The sequence below is a fragment of the Beijerinckia sp. 28-YEA-48 genome (assembly GCF_900104955.1).
Classification (GTDB): Bacteria; Pseudomonadota; Alphaproteobacteria; order Rhizobiales; family Beijerinckiaceae; genus Terripilifer.
This window is the reverse complement of record NZ_FNSI01000001.1, coordinates 558690-578815: the sequence shown is the minus strand read 5'-3', so window position 1 is coordinate 578815 and position 20126 is coordinate 558690. Positions and strand designations below refer to the sequence as shown.

The window sequence follows — 20126 nt, the reverse complement described above, 5'->3', positions numbered from 1 at the left end:
TCACTCCTCATTCGCCTGGAACCGCCAGGGAGCGAGGCGCCGCTCGACGATCTTCAAAATCTCAACACTGATGACGCCAGCAAAGGCGAACAAAAAGATGCCGGCAAACAGACCTGCGGTATCGAAGGAGTTGCCGGAGATGAGCAGGCGATAGCCGAGGCCGGCCCTAGCACCGAAAATTTCCGCGACGACAACGCCGACGAGACCGCGCGCCACGCCAAGCCTCAGGCCTGTGATGATATAGGGCAAGGCGGCCGGGAAGCGCACCTTGGTGAACAGCTGCCGCTCATTGGCATTGTAGGAGCGCGCCACTTCCAGCAAAATCCGGTCGGTCGTCGCGAGGCCGCTATAGGTGTTGATCAGAACCGGAAAGAACACGCCCAAAAACACCACGGCGGCGTGGGAAGCCAGGCCGATGCCTAGCCACAGGACGAACAGCGGCGCCAATGCGATATAGGGCGTCGCATACATCGCCGATATCCACGGATCGAGGAAGTCGCGGGCCCAATCCGAAAGAGCCATCAGCACGCCAAGCAAGATCGCCACGGTCGACCCCAGAACGAAGCCGACGACAAATGTCTGCATGCTGGCGAGAATATCGGTCTGAAGGATGCCCTCCTGATACATCTCGACCAGCCGCACCGCGACCGCCGACAAGGGCGCGAAGAACAGCCGGTTCTTGATCAGATAGGTGGCGGTAAGCTCCCAGATAATCGCGGCTGAAATCAGGGAGAGAACACCGCGCCATAAAGCGGGCTTCACCTTCCAACGGAAGCGCGTCGGGCGATTGGATTTTACGACAGTCAGACTTGCCACCGGCGATCTCCTCCCCAATCACGTCTCGCCCAACCACGTCTTGCCTCAGCGCTCCGTCCGAGGCACAAGCACGATTCTTTAGATCGTCGACAAGGGAGGCACGACCTTTTCGGTCAGCCGCCATTGCTTCAATTCATGCCCATCAGCCAGGGCCTGCAATTCGCGTTTCCAGACCCGTCGAAACGTGACGACACAGATATCTGCGGGCGACAGCTGTTCGTTTTGCCGCATGGAGATGTCGCCCTGGCTGACCTGGGCGATATAGTCCTGAATATGTTCGATATGGGTGCGGTCTTTAATGTCGCTGAGACGGATCTCACCCGCCAGTATCGCATCCCCCAACTTGCCAAGATTCGAGCGGTCGTAATAACTCGGCGAACGGCTTTCGAGCACCTGACGCGCTTCCTCCCCGGTGACGGTGAGAAGATTAGCGCGGAAAGTCACGTGCTTGGTGTCATCGACAGGCACGCGCCACGATACATGGAACGCATGTCTGGCACCCTTGGCCAGAAGAATGGCTGTCGGCACGATATATCCGACGTTGGGCATGCCCTTTTGCGCGATGCCTATGCGATTGCTGTTCGGCCATTGGTCGAACATGGTGACGCCCCAATCACTTTCTTCCGCCCAAACCTTCGGAATGCCGCTCAGATTGCGTTCCGGCAGCAGATCGCGATGGGCAAAGGCAAAGTGAACCGCATCGTTCTCGAGCGAAAAGAAGAAATTGCACGGCAGCTCGTCGACGATGGCATCGAGAATACCCGGCTCCTCCATCTCCTTGAAGCGCGGCAATGGTGGCGGCTCGCCTTCGCCGAAATAGACGAAGATGAGGCCAAGATACTCTTCCGTCGGATAGCCGCGAATGCGCGTCGCTGGCCGCTCATGCTCGACATCGCCAGGGCGTTCCACCGTGTGGCCCTGCGCGTCGAACTTCCAACCATGGTAGAAGCAGCGGATACAATCGCCTTCGATGAAACCAATCGACAACTGCGCCTTGCGATGGGAACAGCGAAAATCCACCGCGTGCGCCGTGCCTGTCTCGCCCCGGTAGAGCGTAAAGTCGGTGCTCATAATGCGAACCGGCTTGGCCTGGCCCGCCGGCAAGTCTTGTGAACGATAAACCGGATGCCAGAAGCGGCGCATATATTGGCCGCCGATGGTGTCTGGCCCGGTGTGAACAAGGTCCGAGTCGCTGATGCGCCTATTCACCAGACAAACCCTCCTCCCATTGGTTTTAATAACTTTAAATGCAAGTAGGGGTCATGACGGAAGCCGCAAATGCGAGGGGGGTGCTATAGCTCTTTCGTTATGCCGAAGGAGCAGCGCCTCATCTCTCCGAGAGAGCTCCGGAACCGGCATTTTTGCCAGTTCAAATTCTGCCCGCGTTGAACGCTAGTAGCGCGTGCCCCCGGAACCGCCGACGTCGCGCACGGCACTGTGAGCATATTCGATGAACAGTTTCGCCAGCGGGCTCAAGGTGCGGTGCTTGACGGTGAGAATGCCAAGCGGCCACTGCGCGTTGATACTCACGGGAAGCGCGTAAATCCCCGGCGTAGAGCGGACGACGGAATTGGGAAAGACCGCCAGGAATTCATTGTCCATGATCAGACGGCGGGAGAACTGCATTGAGGAAGCAACGACCATGATCTGCGGCAGTTCGAGACCATGGGCGCGGAACGCCTGCTCGATCGACCGCCCGCTGATCGTGTTCAGCGGCGGGAAAACCCAGGGCCGATCCATCAGCTCGGCCAGTTCGATCTTCTTGCGACGCACCCAAGGGTTGCGGGCGCCCACACCAATCACAAGTTGTTCCTGAAACAGCTCATCCGCTTCCAGGCCAGGCTCATCATGGGACCACGCGAGATGGCCGACCACCAGTTCAACATGACCCTGCTCAAGCTCATGAATCTGAGTCGCATGGGTATAGGCCGGGACGACTTCGACCACGATGCCCGGATAGCGCGCGTGCAGCCTGTTGATGACCGTCCCCACCACCCCGGATAACCCGACTTCATTCGCGGCGATGCGTAGTTTGTCGAGTTTCGGATCGGCGAGCACATCCATCGCCTCAACGGCATGTTTCAACTCATCCAGTGCCGCACGACTACGCGTGAGCAGAGCACGCCCATGTTCCGTCGGCTCGATGCCACGGGAGCTGCGCACGACCAGCTGCGCGCCGATCTCTTGCTCGAGCTGGGTAATGGTTTTCGAAATCGCCGGTTGCGACATCCGCAGTTGATCGGCTGCCTTCGACATGCTGCCCGTCTCGACCGCCGTCAGCAGGATACTCAAATCCCGCAACGTCAAGCGGCGGCCGATACGTTCCTCCCAGTCCATGACCTCTCCGATCATAACCCGGCTGCAATGGCGATGGCGCCTTGCCAGCTCTTTAAATTATAGTAGGAATTATTGAAGGGTCCCGCTAGCGCCAAATGAAGAACAGCGGGGAGCCCGGCCATGCAGGGGAGAAGCGAACAAGACCGCTCGGTGCATGCGCACGCTTCGCCGAGCGCCGAAAGATTGGGAAGCAACTGATTGTTGCGATCGAAATACGAGAAACGTCCTGAGAGGAGTGTCGCCACATGCGGTGGAATGCACAGATAGGCCGACGCCTGAAGCTGCGCGACCTGCATTATCTGCTGACGGTGGTCCAGGCCGGCAGCATGGCCAAGGCGGCCACGCTTCTATCCGTCTCGCAACCCGTCATGTCGAAAGTCATCGCTGACATGGAGCAAATGCTCGGTGTTCGCCTGCTCGATCGCAGCCCACGCGGCGTCGAACCGACGATCTACGGGCGCCGGCTTCTCGCCTCCAGCTACGCGATCTTCGATGAACTGCGCCAGGGCGTGATCGACATCGAACATCTGACCGACCCCGCCGCCGGCGAGCTTTCAATCGGCAGCAACGAAGCTTCGACCTTGGGGATTGTTCCCGCCATTATCCAAAAAATCCGGCGCAAACACCCGCGCCTCTTCATCCAGCTGACCCTGGTCAACACCTTCACCGAGCAGCGCCGGGAGCTTTATGAGCGCAAAATAGAGTTTACGATTGGCGGCATAACGGAAGCCTCGTCGGATCGGGATTTTGAAACCGAACTGCTGTTCCAGCAGCGCTATTTCCTGGTGGCAGGCCGGCACAATCCCTGGTCCCGCCGCAGCCGGATCGAACTGGCCGAACTGATCGACGAGCCTTGGATCCTGCCCTCTCCAACGGGCGCACGCGGGCAGCGCATGGCGGAAGTGTTCCGGGCGAGCGGGCTCGATGTGCCGCGCTGTACCGTCGAGACCTCGTCGTTTCAACTCTCTCACAAACTGCTGGAAGAAGGCCCCTTCATCACGCTTTTACCAGCTTCCGTCCTGCCTTCACTGACGAAGACGGCGTCCCTACAGATACTGCCCGTATCTCTGCCTCAGCAGCCAGCCTCCATCGGCATCATCAAGCTCAAAAATCGACGCTTGAGTTCGGTCGCCGAAATTTTCATCGAAACCGCACGTGCCGTCGCGAGATCCGTACCATCAGCGGATAGCGATCTCGTCGGATTGGCAAGCTGAACAGGCTTAAGACACTTGCTCGGCCAGAACCTGCGTGACGAATGTCTCCGCGCCGTAGAACGGACCTGAGTAGCCGCACAGCCGCAGCACGGTCTTGTGCGCGATATCACGCAAGAACTTGATATCCTTCTGCGGCCGGCCGGTTTCATAACCTGGCTTATGAAAATAGCCCGCATCGAGAAGTTCAATGCGTAGCTTCTCGTACCGATCCAAATCCTCGTCCCTGAGACCCAGATTCAGTTCGCGATTCAAAAGCTGCATTTCCGGCCGGCGGGAAATGGCGCCATCCAACAGCGCCGAACCATGCCCGAAATGGTAGGCCGCGACATGAGAGGCGAGCAAAAGCAACGGTGCTGACGAATTGATCTCGGCGACAAGGTTGTGCGAAGCGATGTAGTTGATCATCGCAACGATCGGAAAGCCCTCTTTCTCCAGCCGCGGTATGGTTTGCACAAGAGCAACCCACGCCCGCATCCGATGCTCGTCCGCCACATCGGTGAAGGGGCAATGCGGGCCACGGCCAACGCGGCGGAAGCCGCGTAGATGCCGGACACCAACCACGTCTCCTTGCGCCGAGATTGTCTCAACCCGCAAAAGCTCGAGATCAATCCCCGCCACAAAACTGCTGGCGCGTCCGATCGTTTCAATCGTCGCCTCGTCAAGGCTGCCCTCGACCGTGATCGAGACCCTGGCATCATGATGGTTCACCGGCTCCTTGGAGAGCGGTGTGATGATGACCTTGCGGCCGTCAAGAAGCTCCGTTCCCCGCCAGGCTGCGCCGGCGAAGATCAGGCGAGTGGCAACCGCGTCCTGCGCAGCGCCCTTGTCCATCGCCACTTCCTGGGTGACAAATAACTGATCCCCGGCGGCGGACCGCCTGGCATCATTCACCCGTCGGGCCAGCCAGGCGCCGTTCACGGCGCCGATCCGGCCATTGGCTTCGCCATAGGCGGCTTTGGTGACGGCCAAGAATGCGTCTGGGGCAAAGCGGATCGTCATGGACGATCGTGACACCAGCACCGTGGCATATCCGGTGGTGCGCTCGCCTTTCGTCGTCTCAAAAAAGGCTGGCCCACTTTCAATTGTGAAGGATTCGATCGCCGGGCGATGGGCGAAATTATCGAGCAGTCTTGAACGTGCGTCGGACATGATGACGATCCTCGAGAATGATATCTCGTGCAACACCAAGCTGCGACAGCGACCACCAGACGCTGGCCTTGATCTGTTCGATGACGGGAAGCTGAAACGACACTGCAAGCTCCCGCGACAGGTTCAGCAGGTTTCCGCGCGCGCTCAAGAAAATGCCATCCGCTTCCGGATGCTCCTCAAGCGCCCGTTTGGTGAGGGTATCGTAATCGGAAACCGTCAGGACATTGACTTGCGCGGCATTGCTTGCCCCCAGGCCAACGATACCAGCTGCCTCTACGCCGGCTTCACGGCAATAGGCCACGATCTGCGCATTCACCTCGGCATTATATTGTGTGATGAAAAGTGGATGCTTCGCGCCGGCATGGGCCAGCGCCAGCGCCGATGCCGCAAGCGATGAAATAATGGGAATGGCACCGCGCTCCGCCATCAGGGCAGCGAGCGCCGCGCGATCCGGGCCAAACCCACGGCGGGCCGCCACGGGCACGCCCATGACGACAATCGCCTTGGCGCCTTCATCGATCAAAACATCGGCGGCGCGGCGCATGGCGTCCAGCGCACGTTCATGCTCCCCTGGCAGCCCGTTGCGCACGTTCAGCGTTACCGTCAGCGCCTGCACCTCGTCCGGCAACAGCGCGGGCAGATCCCACGGAAGCTGAATCACGGACGGCGCGATGCAACCAAACTTCATTTAACACCTGCGGGTTCCGCACGCGCCCGGATCTCCGCCGCGCGCATATACAGCTCTTCGACCTCGTCCTTGATGTGTTGCGGGATCATATCGGCGGCCGTCGCCGATCCCCGCTTATAAGAACCATCCTTGGCATAGCCCCAGGCATAGCCACGGTCCCATGGAACCGGCAAAGCAATACATTGGTTCTCCGTCGGATCACGGAACGTGTTCAGCGGGTCTTCGCCGTTCTGAACGCGCTCGATTTCTTTGAACAGCAATTGCCGGAACATGGCGATGCCACGATCACTGGTGCCCAGATGTTCCTTGGTCCGATCCATAATCGGCCCCTGCGCCACCCACACCATCACGTCCTGGCCGGTGACCGACTGCAACGCGGTATACCTACCGTCTTTATCGACCATCTCAATTTCGCAATACGGCACCGGGTCCTGCTTCGGGATATCGATATCCTGTCCCGGATCGAAGGCGCGCACGAACACTTCCATCGTATTGTAGTCATCGATCGGCATGCGCCAGCCAAACGTGTGACGGCCACTGCCCGAGGTGCAATGAATATCGGGGAACACCAGCGGCAGCGATTCCGACCAAACATCCTTTTCGGCGGTCTGGCCTTCCAGCAACCAACGCCGGTCCACGCCATATTTTCCAATCGCATATTCATGTTTGATAACGGGCGTGGAAAAGCCATCAGCAAGGCGATGAAGCTTCTCCTCCTCGATCCCATTTTCTTTCAGCCAATGCTTGAAGTAATGGCCGTGGAGATAGACGCCATGCACTGGATCGGGCGTGTTCTCCATGCACTGCAGCCAGTTGCAGGGAATTTTCACAAAGCCGATGACCCGGTAAACATTGTCCCAGACAAGCCGGTCCCAGCGCGGCAGCAACGGCACCGGCTGCGGGCCGAGATAAGCGAAGATCAGCCCCGCCAGCTCTTCCACCGGATAGGAGGGAATGCCCACATGATCCTTGAGCCGGCTCGAGGCCGGCTCACCTGGCTGATCGACGCAACGTCCCTGCGCATCAAAAGTCCAGCCATGATAGGGACATTTAATCCCCTTGTCCGTGGTGTAAGCGCAATCGAGTTTGACCTGACGATGAGCACAGCGATCGCCGACCAGGCCCATCCGCCCTTGCTCATCGACGAAAAGAACAAGGTCTTCGCCGAAGATCCGCACCGACATCACCTTGCGCTCCAGCAACTGCCCCTTCGCCGCAACCGGGTGCCAATAGCGCCGCATGAGATCACCCATCGGCGTGCCCGGCCCCACCCGCGTCAGAATTTCATTTTGCTCTTGCGTCAGCATGGATGGACCTCATCAGCGCGGTTATGGAAATTGCCGCGAAGGAAATTCAGGACGGCCTGGCGCGTGACGCCGCCTATGCGCTGCCTCCCTTCATCTCATCGCTCCACAGGAAACCTCCCGGCAGCAGATGAGACTGTTTCAAAGACCGTATCTGGAAGTCCCCATAACGGAAGTGGCGATTTAGCGAAGGGGGATATAGGTCCTTTGTTAGGCCACATGAATGAATATTGCCGCGCGACGCACATGATAGCCAGTCACGGGCACCATTGCGTATCAATGTATTTATTAACTGGCTGATCCGCTTTGACGTTCTTATTCACCCTGCTCAGCACCTGCATCAAGACTTCCATGCCCGGCGCTTGAATACAGCCGTTCTCCGGAAACATCCGCAGCTTAGTCACATAGACGTTGTAGCCATGTTCCGCGGCCACAACATCGCTGCGCGTTTCCTTCGCTAAAAGCTCCAGCGCTTCTTTCTTGTTAGCGGGATCATAGAGCCATTGAATGGCTGCAGCCTGGGCACGCAGGAAAGCCTTGACCAATTCAGGATTCTGCTGCGCCCAAGGACGCCGGACCGCTGTCAGGCTCAATGCCAATCTTGGATAGTAGTCTGGATAAAAGGCAATCGCGTTAAAGCCCCGGTCGATCAGCATGCGATCTTGCGGCGGAACCACCGGAACTGCATCGACGGCGCCCGCCATGATCGCTGCCATGCGCTGGTTTGAATTGCCGCCATAGCGAAAGATAACGTCTTTCGCCGGATCCAAACCCGCCTTTCTGAGAATGTCCCTGGTTGCCTCGGCATAAACATCCCCAGGCTCGGCGAGCGAAATGGTCTTGCCCTTAAGATCATTGACGCTCTTGATCGAGGACAACGCCATCAAGGAATAAGGCGAAGGATCCGCTCCCTGGCCGATCGCGACGAGATCAGCCCCGCCTTCGATCGCCAAGACGAGTTGCGAGGCGTTGATAAAGCCAAATTGCGTCGTGCCGCCGATCAAGCTTGGCGTAATGGTCGTCGGCGACGTCATGATATGCTCGACGTTCAGCCCTTCTTTTTCATAGAAGCCCTTGTCTTTGGCGATAATATCCGGCCATTCCACGGCGGTGGTCGAGACCGTCGCACGCACGACGGTCTTTAGACTGGGCTTTGGCTGCGCGTAAACTGGTATGGTCTGCGAGAACGCGAAGATAAGGCCTAGTGCGATGCTAGCGCCGTATTTCATCCATCCCTCCCCTGATCTTCGACGAAAGGCGGCGCAATGGCGCCAGACGTGCCTTTCGTTTTTCTGCGTCTCGCCATCAGCTTCCGCCGCAGCGAAGCGAGAAAATTCCATCGACCGTATCTGGAAATCACCATAACGGCACTGTTGATCTAGCGAGGGGGATATAGGCTACCTGTTATAGGGTGCTAACGTCGCCATTGCACGCAGCTTAAGCGATCGATGCTCGTGCTCGCCCGGGCTCCCGCAATCCCAGTCGCTCCAGCCGGGGAAGAACCTCTTCGCAGAAGTACGGCAGTTCATCGAGATAATTAATGAACGACAATCCAATGCCCGTGAGGCCGGTTGCGCTGAGCTGCGCCAAAGCTTCAGCAATGTCATCAGGATCGCCGATCAGCGGCAGGCCGCTCATCCCATTGGCGAAGAACCGCCGCTGGCGCTCGAACTCCTCAATGCCCTTGCTCTGCGGTGTGACACCGCGCAGAGCGAGCAGGCCGTCAATCGAACCGAAGTCGGCGTTTTCGATAATGGCATGATGATAATAGTCCTGCGCTTCCTTTCGGCTCGGCCGGCAGGTGATCGAGCCAACCGAGTAGACGTCGAGAGAACGTCCCTGTTCCTTGGCCAGATCTTTGGCAGCCTGCACATTGCTGGCGGTCTCCTCGTTCGCAACGCGCGAGGCCTGGATGAAAAACGCATCGCAATTGCGCACCGCGAAGGCGCGGCCGACGCCAGACGCACCCGCATTCATGATCAACGGCCGAACCCCGCCGACAGGCTTTGGCTTAAGGCGGATACCTTTGAGATTGAGATACTTCCCCTCGAAATCGAAGTCGTTCTCGGGCGACCACATCAGCTTGACCGCATCAAGCCATTCCTGACCGTATTCGTAACGCTTCTCGTGCTCGCGCTGCTGCACGCCGAACATTTCGAATTCACCTTCGTTCCAGCCCACCACCATGTTGAGCCCGAAGCGGCCATTGCCGATATGGTCGGCTGTCACACAGGCCTTGGCGGCGATCACGGGGCTAAAGAGCGGCGCATGCACGGTGGCGAACACAGTGATCCGCTGGGTCGAGGCCAGAAGGCCGGAAGCCCAGGTGAAGGTTTCAAGCGAGGCGCCTTGGAAGTCGGTTTCGCCACCATAGCCCTTCCAACGCGCAATCGGCAGCAGGAAATCGAGCCCAGCTGTATCAGCGATACGCGCCAGCCGCACATTATCTTCCCAACTTGCCGACCAGCGCTCAGGCACCAAGGTGACCGCGCGTCCCGACGAGCTGTTGGCGGCGAACAAGCCGATTTTGAATCTGTTGGCGCTGTACATGTTCGCGCGCTCACGCGACGTAAAGTCATTGCTCATCGGACCAGCCCTCCCAAAGCCGCACGGCGCCAACCAGCGCATCGACGCATTCTAGGAGATGACCACATCGACCGATACGAATGATTCGGAAAGCGGGATATAGCCAATTCAACAGGGTCGCCTCATCAATGGGGCACCGCCATATCTGACAGGCAGAACGGGTATAGGTAATAAAGGGGTGGTCGAGCATGGACGCACCGCTATATTCAGCCTCACAATGAAGGGCGGTAGCCAATCGCACCGTATTAAGTGCGCGAAAATTTTGGGGGAACACACCGACGGCTGGACCGTCGGTTGCGAGAGGGAACGCAACGGCGTGCGTCACACGTCAGGCGCCATATAGTTCTCGGGGGAGGACGTCTTGAGCAAAATTTCCAGACGCACGTTTAACGCCAGCTTACCGGCGGCCATCGGCACGGGCCTCATAAGTGTTCGCAGCGCGCGGGCACAATCTTACGCAACCCGGGACGTGATGTTCGTCTGCGCCTTCGCGGCGGGTTCCGGCGCCGACATCACTGTGCGCTTTTTCGCCGAAAAAATGCGCCCGTTGCTCGGCCGCAACGTCATTGTCGAAAATCGGGTCGGCGCGCTCGGCAATATCGCGACCGAATATGTCGCCCGCTCCAAGCCCGATGGACACACACTTTATGTCACCAGCGCCGGCGTTCTGGCCGCCAACGAACACATCTTAAAGACCCCGACCGTTGATGTCACCCACGCGCTGCAGGTGTTTGGGACCATCAACAAATCGCCTTATATGATCTCGGTTCGCAATGACTCGCCCTATAAATCGATGGCCGAACTGACCGCCGCGATGAAGGAAAAGGGCGATCAGGCAACCTATGGCTTCGCTGCCGGCGGCGCCGTCAAGGTCGTTGGCGCGCTCTATCTGGAGAAGGCTGGCCTGAAGGCTGTCGAGATCGCTTATCGCGCCAGTTTCGACTACCTCAACGATCTCGCCAGCGGCAAGATCGACTTCGTCATCGCGGACAATGTTTTCGCTGTCACACAGGAACGTCAAAACCGCATGCGCGTTCTCGCCGTCAGCACACCGCAGCGCATTCAGGCGGCGGCCAATTATCCGACTATGACCGAACTCGGCTATCCTATGAGCGTGGTCGGCTGGTGGGCTGGTCTGGTGCCGAGCGGCACACCGCGACCGATCATCGATGAACTCAACAAGCTGCTTGGCGAAGTCGTCTCTAGTGAGGACGGCAAAAAATTCCTCGCCAGCATTGCCTCCGATCCCTGGCTACAGACTCCTGAACAGGGGCAGGCCTTCATGCGCGATCAGATCAAGGACTGGGGCGAGTTCGTTCGGATCGCCAATATCGAGAAACAGGGCTGAGCGAACAGGCCGAAGGCAACCCCCTGGCTTGACGGTTCGCAGAGTTATTTCAGCGCCTCATCGCCGCCTTTCCACGTCATGGGGCCGCCTGCCTGCTGCAAGGCCGTCTCCCAAGGCGCAGCGGAATCCCATTTCAGCCCGATATAGCGGCGACCGTTGATCCCATCGGACGCTTCCGACGCGAGCCACAGGATCGGCGCGTTCATCACCTCGGGCTCCACCCATTTGCGGCCGGGATTCAACGCCACATGCGCTGGAAACGCGACCGGACCGCCGGGATTGATCGTATTGGCGGTCACGCCGGTGTTGGCGAGCTGAATCTGCAACGCCGCCGTATAGGCTTCGAGCGCCGCCTTGGTCGATCCATAAGGGAAAATGGCCTGCATCGTATCATAACTGCAGGTGACATTGACCACTCTGCCCCATCCTTGCTTGATCATGCCAGGCACGACCAGGCTGGTCAGCGCATGCGGTCCAAGAACGTTGATCTCGAAAAAGCGACGTACCGCGGCGGTCTCCAGCTCCCACGGCTTCGGCCGCGTATTGCCCTCTGGCCAGGCCGCGAAGGCCGTGAGCGCCGCGTTATTGATCAGCATGTTGACTTGACCGAAAGCCTCCAGAGCCGCACCCATTATCGCTTTGGGCCCCGATGCCGTCGTCACATCCACAGCGCAAACCGCGACCTTCTCCTGGTCTGCGCCACTGGCCTCAGCTAACTGCCGCAGCGGCGCTTCATTCAGGTCGGTGAGTAGCACGCGATGCCCTGCCTCCAACAAGGCTAGCGCCATGGCATTGCCGAGCAGACCGGCGGCGCCGGTAAGAATGATGACGCGGCCGTCGGATATTTTGCGGTGTGATGCCATCGCCTCCCCACAATGCTTCTTTTGAATATCAGCGGACTGTTCCGCTCACATCATGCGCATTCTGTTTCGGCAACGTCAATCAAACAGCGCGTTAGTTTGCGACACGCGCCATATGATCTTTCGGGAGTGGGTATAGCCCGGCGGATATGACAGGCGAGCACGAATTTCCCATAAGGCATAATGAAGAACAGCGCGAAGACGACGCCAAGAAGCACGGCCAGCAGCGGTCCCATCGCTGACGTTGCACGGAACACGGGAAGCGCGAGCCGGTCAGACTGGTCAGGAACAGCATGGCGAGGAAAGCCACCACCATGCCGAAACGCGTCTCATCGACCAGCACCGGATCGCATCGCCACGTTCAAAAAGGCCCGAGCCATCGAGCGAGCTAACTCTCTCTCGAAATTACGTGCTTCTCCGAGCGACTGGATCCAAGGCGACGCCGACCGCGAAATGCAATAGCTCCCGCCCCTCGCAGCTCTTCCGAAGCAGCTAGTGCTTCACGACCTTCTGGTCGATCGCTCCAAAAAGCGGTGTGCCATCCAGGAGGATCGCCTCCATACGGACGCGATCACCAAACGACATGAAGCTCGTCTTTGGCTCACCAAGATCGAGCAATTCGATCCCGCGCCGTTCGGCAATACAGGACGATCCAACCTCTCGGTAATTCTCGTTTGAAACCGTTCCTGAGCCGATGACGGTTCCAGCGACCAGATCCCGCGAATAAGCAGCATGCGCGACAAGTTCGTCAAACCCGACGCTCATGTGATAGCCGTTCGCTGCGCCAAAGCGGCCGCCGTTCAATTCCACGTTCAGGGGCAAGTCAACGCGCGCATCGCGCCAGGCGGCACCGAGTTCGTCAGGCGTCACCGCGACAGGTGCCATGGCACTGGCGGGCTTGGCGTGGATCCAGCCAAAGCCGGTCTTCATTTCGATCGGAGCGATCCGGCGCAAGCTCCAGTCGTTGATCTGAACGATGAGGCGGATGTGCTGGCCCGCGTCGCCGGCACTGATCCCCATCGGCACAGCATCCGTGATGATGCCGAACTCACCCTCAAAATCGATCCCGTCATCCTCCGACGGCAGCCGCACATCGTCGCGCGGTCCATAGAAGCGATCGCTGATCCCCTGATACATCAGCGGTCGCCCCTGCGTATCGACCGGCGGAAGCTTGAAGACCTGCTGCATCAATTTACCATGGCTGTCGTAGGCAGAACCATCGAGCCATTGCCAGGCGCGCGGCAGCGGCGCGAGCGCCCGCACCGGGTCGAAAGCGGCACCGCCGGCCTTATTCAGCGCCTCATATTCTTGGCTCAACGCTCCTTCGACGGTGCTCCACCTCTCCAGCGCTTCCTGCATGGTTTTGGCTGCGGCTGCCGGCGCGCAGAACCTGTGGTCGCGACTGACAATATGGAGCCGGCCGTCTTTGCTGCCGTCACTCATGGTGGAAAGTTTCATCTGTCTTCTCCTGCGGCGCATCGCGCCGAAATCATCAGCCAAGCAATGCCATCGCATTATCTGCCAGAACGGCTCGGCGCGCGGTATCGTCCAACCCGGCCTGCTTCAGCAGCGCACCAGGCGTGTAAGAGCCCATGTCGTAGGGATAGTCCGTGCCGAACAGAACACGGTCCGCCCCCATGACATCGATCAACCGTGTCAGTTCATCGCCATCAAAAACGACGGTATCAACCCAGATGCGTCGCAGATACGCGCTGGGGCGTTCGCGACAGCGCCGCGCCTCCGGCCTGACCTTCCAGACATGGTCGGAGCGGCCGATATAGGCCGGCAGATAGCCACCACCATGGGCGCCAAGAAAGCGAATATCGGGATAGCGATCGAGCACGCCCGAGAAGATCAGATGGGAGAGCGCGATTGTCGTCTCGATCGGTTGACCCACGGTGTTGGAGAGGTAGTGCCGATCGAGCCTCGCCCCGAGCGAAGATCCCATCGGATGAATGAAAACAAGGAGCTTTCTGGCATTGGCGGCCTGCCAGAACGGTTCGAAGCTAGGATCCGATAGCTCGCGTTCGCCGACCGAAGCCGAGATCTGGATGCCCTTGAGACCATGTCTATCACCCAGAACAGACAATTGCGCCGCGGCGCGTTCGGGATGTTGCAATGACACTGTGCCGAGCCCTGCCAATCGGTCGGGACTGCGGGCCACCAAAGCGGCGACCGCCGCATTGGTCGCTGCGACGATCTCGTCTGCCAGCACTGCGTCGGCCCAATAGCCATATTGCGTGGGGGATGGCGAGACGAGCTGCAGATCAATGCCCATCCAGTCCATGTCCCGCAGGCGCTTCTCCAGCGATGCCATCCGCTCTGCCGCTTTGGGCAGCATGTCGGTGAGATTATGCTGGTGCGAGTCCGGCCCCGATGCCACGGCCATGGCCGCCATCTCGGCAGCGCGCTCCGGCCGGTCGGCGATCAGCTTTTCAACTTCGGGAGCGAAGGTATGCCCATGAATGTCGATAATGCGCGTGTTTGCGGCACGCGCCTGCGGGCCGGTCGGCAGGGGCGATCGCGCGGATTCAACCATGTTCATATCTCCCCCAAGGCGATCAGCAACCAACGACATCAGTCGTTTAGAATAGCCACGGCGCGGCACCAGCCGGCGGACGCGCCTTCGATCTTCACCGGGAAACAGGATACTTCAAAGCCGGTCGAGGGCAGCTTTTCCAGGTTAGAGAGCTTTTCCATGTGGCAATAGGCACGCTCCATGCCGGCTTTGTGCCCTTCCCAGAACAACGAATAATCACCGGTCTCCTGAATACGCCTACGGGTGAAGGAAAATGGTGCATCCCAGCTCCAGCCATCGATGCCTGTCACATGAACGCCACGACGGGTGAGATAGAGCGTCGCCTCGCGCCCCATGCCGCAGCCGCGATCGAGAAAATCATCCTGGCCATAGCGCGCGCCGGCCGCCGTGTTGACCAGTACGATGTCGCCTGGTTGCAGCACATGGCCGATCCGGATGAGCTCCGCCTCCACATCCCCAGCCGTGCAGACATAGCCATCCGCTTTATCGCGAAAGTCGAGCTTGACCCCAGGCCCATAACACCACTCCAGCGGAATCTCGTCGATCGTCCAGGCTCGCTCGCCATTGTTCATGGTGGAGTGATAGTGCCAGGGCGCGTCGAGATGGGTGCCGGAGTGGGTCGTGAGCACGCATTCCTCTGCTGCACAGCCCTCGCCGTCGATCTGCTTGTCGATTGGTATGCCCGCCATGTCCTCGAATTCGCGGGCACCGAAGACATGGTCGCGATAAACGATCTTCGGCACCAAACCGGGCGGGTCCGACTTGACGTTATTTTTGATAGCCACGGAAATGTCGATAAAATGGCGCGCCAAGGCAATCTCCTGAGCGTTGATCGAAGACTAAGGATGTGAGGGCGGCTATTCGCCCGGGTATTTGATGACGAAGGCGTCGAGATCGATATCGCTCTTAATCAGCCCCTGCTCCTTGGCAAGCCTGTTCCAGAAGCCCAAGCTCTTCTGCGGATCGAGATGCGTGCTGAGATTGGTGATGCGCATGTTGGCAACGACCGGCGGCGGCAAGGTCGTATATTTGGCGATGCTGTCGCGCGCCGATTTCTCATTCGCCGTGATAAAGACCACCGCCTGATCGAGTGCGATTTGCATGCCTTGGATCGCTTTTGGATTAGCTTTGGCCCAGGCAGTCGAGGTGGCGAAAATACCAGCCGCGGTGCCATCCGGAATAATGTCGAAATAATTGCCGATGAGCACGCCAACGCCCGTATCGACGGCGCGCGAAACGAACGGGTCGAGACTCGCGACCGCATCCACCTGCTTGGCGCGCAAAGCATCCGCTGTCTGCGGCAACTGAATTTCAACGATATTGACCTTCGACAAGTTGGCGCCGTTGGAAGTCAGCCACTTGCGCATGGTCACATCGAGCAGGCCGCCAAGACCCGGCACGCCGATCTTCTTCCCCTCCAGATCCTTGGCGGTCTTGATACCGCTGTCAGCGCCGACAACGACGCCAGCGGCTGTCGTGTCCGGAAAGATATTGCTCGATGCGAAGGCTTTCAGCTCCAACCCGTTCTCGATCGCCTGGAAAGCGACCGTGGGTGTGGGCAACCCCACCTGCGCTGAGCCAGAGACCAGACCGGCCACAATCACCGAGCCATTGGCGGCAAGCTGTAAGGTGACATCGACGCCGTTCTTTTCAAAGAAGCCCTGATCTTTGGCCACGAATGCCGTCACGAATGGCGCCGCCGCCGTGTACATCAGACTGACCTTCGTTTGGGCGAAGGTTGCCAGGGGCATCATGACGACGCCCGATACGATCACTTTCAGAAGAGCCTTGTAAATCACGATTCCCCTCGCTCTGTATGGTTTTGATTAAGAATGGTCAGTGGGGCCGCCAGCGGAGAAGACGGCGTTCCGCGACCGTCAGAAGCACATTGCTGGCAAGGCCGATGAGGCCGAGCAGAAGCACACCGGCGAAAATATCTGGCGAACGGAAGCTGCGGGCGGCCATGAGAATGCGGCTGCCGAGCCCGCCCTGCACCGTGATCATCTCGCCAACAACCGCCAGAATGAGCGCGATCGTCAGACCAAGCCGTAGCCCGGTCATGATGTCGGGCAAAGCATTGGGCAGCGCCACCTTGCGCACGAAATCCCAGCGCGAAATGGCCAGCGACCGGCTGACCTCGCGCAAGCGCGGATGCACGTTGGCGAAACCATGAACCGTGGTGAGCAGCATGGGCCAGAGTGAGCCGAAGGCGATCAGAATGACGATCATCTCATTGGTCATGCCAAACAGCACGATGAGAACCGGTGCGACGGCCGAAGCCGGCAGCGGCCGGATTGCCTCCAGCATCGGCGCAACATAAGTGCGCGCCCAAGGCGAGATGCCGATGATGCTACCAAGCGCGATCCCGATGAAGGAGGCCAGCACCCAGCCATAGACCATGCGCAGAATGGTCTCAGCTGTCTCGACCAGCATCGTGCCTTGCATCACGCCGGCGACAAGCGCGGCCCAGGCTCGCTCTGGACCCGGAAAGAAAGCGCGCGGCAGAATGCCGGAGTTGGAGAAGGCGCTCCAAAGCCCCACTATGCCGACTAGAACAACGAGGCTGCCGGCGAGCCAAAGGAGGCGATGGCCATTCCTTATCATTGGGCCGGCCCTTTCATTGCATAAGATGGAAAGAGGGCGCGTTCGGCCTTGACCAAGATCCAGTTGAGAAACCAGCCGAGGAAGCCAACCCAAAGCAAGGTTGCGAACATGTCAGCTGGCCGCAGCGACGATCCAGCCTGCATCAGCCGCGTTCCAAGGCCGATGGGATTGGCGACGATTTCGACTGTGACGGCGACGATCAAAGCAATCCCCGCCGCCAGCCGCAACGCCACGAAGATGCGCGGCAGAGCTGCCGGCAGAACGATCTTGTAGACCTGTTGCGCGCTCGACAGACGCAACACGCGCGCCACTTCAAGGAGACGTGGCGTAATTTGCCGGATCGCCGCTTCCGTCAGAAGCAGGATCGGAAAGAAACAGGCGAAGGCGACAATGGCGATTTCCAGCGCATAACCAAAGCCGAAGATCAGGATTGCGATCGGCACGATGGCGATCGAAGGGATCGGGCGCAGGATTTCGATGGTCAGTCCCATGAGCCGTGACACGGGTGGGATCAGACCAAAGACAACACCGAAGATCATGCCCAGCCCCGTCCCGAGCGCGAGGCCAATGCCGCCAGCGGCCAGCGTCTCACCGGTTGCCGACAGCAGCGAGCCATCGGCGAAGCCATGACTGAGCGCGACCAGGATCGCGCTTGGCGCGGCCAGCGTGTCACTCTGTACGCCGACGGCAACCCAGATCGCCTGCCACAGCAGCAGCAGTCCAATCGGCAGCGCGAGCGCTTTGGCGGAGGTGATCATCGTTATTCGTAACGCTGGATGAAATCGAACAGCTGCCGGCGTAATTGCAGGAATTCCGGCATTTCGCGGGTGGCCAACTGATTGCGCGGACGTGGCAACGGCACGTCGAAGACCTCGGCGATGCGGCCAGGATGCGGCGCCAGCGCGATGACCCGGTCGCCAAGATAAATCGCCTCCTCAAGATCGTGGGTGACGAAGAAAGCGGTGACACCCGCGTCGCTGACGATCGAGAGAACTTCATCCTGCAGGCGCTGACGGGTCATGGCATCGAGCGCGCCGAACGGTTCGTCCATCAAAAGTACCGCTGGCTCCTGCGCCAGGCAGCGCGCGATCTGCAAACGCTGCTGCATGCCACCCGACATCTCGCCTGGAAAACGTTCGGCATGGCGCGACAGCCCGACCTTGCCGAGAAGTTCGGCGATCCGCCCGTCGCGCTCCCGGCGCGGCACGCCATTGGCCTCCAGCGCCAGCGAGATATTGCCCGCCGCCGTTCGCCACGGCAGCAACGCATTGGCATAATCCTGGAAGACGATGGCGATGTCGGGCGCCGGCGCCCCATGGGCCACGCCGCGATAGGTAACCGACCCAGCGGTTGCCGGCAGAAGACCGGCCAGGATACGCAGCAAGGTCGTCTTGCCGGAGCCTGAGGGGCCCACCACGCAGACGAACTCGCCTTGTCGGATGTCGAGGTCGATCCCGCGCAAAATCTCAATCGGGCCGAAGTTCAAGCCGACCTGACGCAAGGAAACCAGAGACTTAGCCTCTGCTTTCCCCGGCGTCATCGGTTGGCGCGTCACCAGATCGACTATCGGGGACTCGATAGCCGACGGCGCGTTGGCGGATTTCAACACCACGTCCTCCCGGTACGCCGCAGCATCCTGCGGCCCCTTCGCGCGCAAGGTGAATGGGAGGCTTGTATAGGTCAAATGAATAGGCTTAATATTTTAAATGATTTTTGGTAATGCTATGCCATGCGCATCGATAATCTCGATCTCAATCTCATCGTCGCGCTCGAAGCCATCGTCCGCCATCGCTCTGTCAGCGCCGCGGCCGAAGAGCTCGGCCTGACCCAGCCGGCGATCAGCCGGGCGCTCGGCCGGCTGCGCGATCATTTCAATGATCGCATCGTCATTCTGACGGACAGGCAGATGGTGCCGACCGAGTTCGGTCAACACCTGTTCGAACTGTCCCGCCGTCTACTCAATGAAACGCGCAGCTTCGCGCAGATCCGCCCGGACTTCGACCCGCGTTCGGCCAAGCGGGAGTTCACGGTCGTCGCATCGGATTTCGTGATCCGCGTACTGTTCACCAAGGTGCTGCCGCGCCTGGCGGTGGAAGCCCCCGGCATCAGCCTGCGCTTCATCATGATCGATACCGCTTCGGAGGCCATGTTCGCGCGCGGCGAGATCGATTTCTGTGTCGCGCCCGACATGGTGCTCGATACCGAGCATCCTTATGCGCCGCTCTTTCGCGACGAATTCGTCTGTATCGCTTGGCGCGATCATCCTGATATCGGCGACACCTTGGATGCGAAGACCTATTTCGCTCAAGCGCACATCACCACCGCCTTCGGCGTGCAGGGCCGCGACAGCCATTTCGAGCGTTTCATCAAAGAACATCATATCGAACTGAAAGTGGCCGTGGCGCTGCCGAACTTCGTGCTCCTGCCCGAATGCATCGTCGGCACGCCCTATCTGGCGACGATCCATGAGAGAATGGCGCGCCTTCTACCCCCCACCCTGCCGCTAAAGATTTTTCCCGTTCCTATCGCAGTGCCAGCGCTGGTCGAGAATTTGCAATGGCATCGTTTGCGCCATCACGACAAATCGACGATCTGGATGCGCAATTTCATGCTCGAAACGGCTCGCGAACTCGATCGTTAGGATCAACCGATCCTGCATGAAAAACCCGCCGCCGGCCAGG

19 protein-coding genes and 1 pseudogene are annotated in these 20126 nt (G+C 59.3%); 3 read left to right on the top strand and 17 right to left on the bottom strand.

Annotated elements, in window-relative coordinates:
• From BLW50_RS02665 to BLW50_RS02655, 3 genes are all read right to left on the bottom strand, one after another.
• A complete protein-coding gene (locus tag BLW50_RS02665; RefSeq protein WP_090697030.1) occupies nt 1–816 on the bottom strand; it encodes an ABC transporter permease in 816 nt (271 codons plus the stop codon).
• A gap of 78 nt (nt 817–894) precedes the next feature.
• Nucleotides 895–2025, bottom strand: coding sequence for a Rieske 2Fe-2S domain-containing protein (locus BLW50_RS02660; protein ID WP_090697028.1), 1131 nt, complete (start codon nt 2023–2025; stop codon nt 895–897).
• A 183-nt stretch (nt 2026–2208) separates the two neighbouring features.
• Complete coding sequence (locus tag BLW50_RS02655; protein ID WP_170849953.1) at nt 2209–3153, bottom strand: LysR family transcriptional regulator; 945 nt, start codon at nt 3151–3153, stop codon at nt 2209–2211.
• A gap of 245 nt (nt 3154–3398) precedes the next feature.
• Between BLW50_RS02655 and BLW50_RS02650 the strand changes: the two genes are divergently transcribed.
• A complete protein-coding gene (locus BLW50_RS02650) occupies nt 3399–4367 on the top strand; it encodes a LysR family transcriptional regulator (RefSeq protein WP_090697023.1) in 969 nt (322 codons plus the stop codon).
• A gap of 6 nt (nt 4368–4373) precedes the next feature.
• Here BLW50_RS02650 and BLW50_RS02645 read toward each other — a convergent pair whose 3' ends face one another.
• The 5 genes from BLW50_RS02645 to BLW50_RS02625 all read right to left on the bottom strand — a co-directional run bounded on the left by BLW50_RS02645 (nt 4374) and on the right by BLW50_RS02625 (nt 10094).
• A complete protein-coding gene (locus BLW50_RS02645) occupies nt 4374–5516 on the bottom strand; it encodes a hypothetical protein (protein WP_090697020.1) in 1143 nt (380 codons plus the stop codon).
• Nucleotides 5485–6177, bottom strand: coding sequence for an aspartate racemase/maleate isomerase family protein (locus tag BLW50_RS02640; RefSeq protein WP_139267440.1), 693 nt, complete (start codon nt 6175–6177; stop codon nt 5485–5487). Before BLW50_RS02640 ends, BLW50_RS02645 begins: the two co-directional genes overlap by 32 nt.
• A gap of 23 nt (nt 6178–6200) precedes the next feature.
• A complete protein-coding gene (locus tag BLW50_RS02635; RefSeq protein WP_090697015.1) occupies nt 6201–7511 on the bottom strand; it encodes a Rieske 2Fe-2S domain-containing protein in 1311 nt (436 codons plus the stop codon).
• 254 nt (nt 7512–7765) lie between these two features.
• Nucleotides 7766–8848 carry an ABC transporter substrate-binding protein gene (locus tag BLW50_RS02630; RefSeq protein ID WP_090697012.1) on the bottom strand — a complete coding sequence of 361 codons (1083 nt, stop codon included), beginning with the start codon at nt 8846–8848 and terminating at the stop codon, nt 7766–7768.
• A gap of 97 nt (nt 8849–8945) precedes the next feature.
• Nucleotides 8946–10094 carry an LLM class flavin-dependent oxidoreductase gene (locus tag BLW50_RS02625; protein WP_210186020.1) on the bottom strand — a complete coding sequence of 383 codons (1149 nt, stop codon included), beginning with the start codon at nt 10092–10094 and terminating at the stop codon, nt 8946–8948.
• A 361-nt stretch (nt 10095–10455) separates the two neighbouring features.
• Here BLW50_RS02625 and BLW50_RS02620 point away from each other — a divergent pair, with 361 nt between their 5' ends.
• Complete coding sequence (locus BLW50_RS02620; RefSeq protein ID WP_139267439.1) at nt 10456–11442, top strand: Bug family tripartite tricarboxylate transporter substrate binding protein; 987 nt, start codon at nt 10456–10458, stop codon at nt 11440–11442.
• 44 nt (nt 11443–11486) lie between these two features.
• On the opposite strand, the gene BLW50_RS02615 is transcribed toward BLW50_RS02620, so the two are convergent.
• From BLW50_RS02615 to BLW50_RS02580, 9 genes and pseudogenes are all read right to left on the bottom strand, one after another.
• The gene (locus tag BLW50_RS02615) at nt 11487–12305 is read right to left on the bottom strand and encodes an SDR family NAD(P)-dependent oxidoreductase (RefSeq protein ID WP_090697006.1); all 819 of its coding nucleotides are present in this window, start codon (nt 12303–12305) and stop codon (nt 11487–11489) included.
• A 50-nt stretch (nt 12306–12355) separates the two neighbouring features.
• Nucleotides 12356–12648, bottom strand: a pseudogene (locus BLW50_RS30985) (hypothetical protein); the annotation flags it as partial.
• A 146-nt stretch (nt 12649–12794) separates the two neighbouring features.
• On the bottom strand, nt 12795–13760 hold the full coding sequence (locus BLW50_RS02610; protein ID WP_090697003.1) for a fumarylacetoacetate hydrolase family protein: 966 nt from the start codon (nt 13758–13760) through the stop codon (nt 12795–12797).
• A 34-nt stretch (nt 13761–13794) separates the two neighbouring features.
• Nucleotides 13795–14841 (bottom strand): amidohydrolase family protein, encoded by a 1047-nt coding sequence (locus BLW50_RS02605; RefSeq protein ID WP_090708589.1) that lies wholly within the window; start codon nt 14839–14841, stop codon nt 13795–13797.
• Nucleotides 14842–14879: 38 nt separating this feature from the next.
• On the bottom strand, nt 14880–15653 hold the full coding sequence (locus tag BLW50_RS02600; protein WP_090697001.1) for a cyclase family protein: 774 nt from the start codon (nt 15651–15653) through the stop codon (nt 14880–14882).
• Nucleotides 15654–15698: 45 nt separating this feature from the next.
• Nucleotides 15699–16640 (bottom strand): ABC transporter substrate-binding protein, encoded by a 942-nt coding sequence (locus BLW50_RS02595; protein WP_090696998.1) that lies wholly within the window; start codon nt 16638–16640, stop codon nt 15699–15701.
• Nucleotides 16641–16677: 37 nt separating this feature from the next.
• On the bottom strand, nt 16678–17445 hold the full coding sequence (locus BLW50_RS02590; protein ID WP_090696995.1) for an ABC transporter permease: 768 nt from the start codon (nt 17443–17445) through the stop codon (nt 16678–16680).
• A complete protein-coding gene (locus BLW50_RS02585) occupies nt 17442–18203 on the bottom strand; it encodes an ABC transporter permease (protein WP_090696993.1) in 762 nt (253 codons plus the stop codon). The genes BLW50_RS02590 and BLW50_RS02585 overlap by 4 nt, the downstream gene beginning before the upstream one ends.
• 2 nt (nt 18204–18205) lie before the next feature.
• Entirely contained in the window at nt 18206–19054 is an 849-nt protein-coding gene (locus BLW50_RS02580; RefSeq protein ID WP_244544115.1) for an ABC transporter ATP-binding protein, read from the bottom strand.
• A gap of 120 nt (nt 19055–19174) precedes the next feature.
• On the opposite strand from BLW50_RS02580, the gene BLW50_RS02575 reads away from it, so the two are divergent.
• Nucleotides 19175–20086, top strand: a complete 912-nt coding sequence (locus tag BLW50_RS02575; RefSeq protein ID WP_090696991.1) for a LysR family transcriptional regulator — start codon at nt 19175–19177, stop codon at nt 20084–20086.
• Nucleotides 20087–20126: the final 40 nt, after the last annotated feature.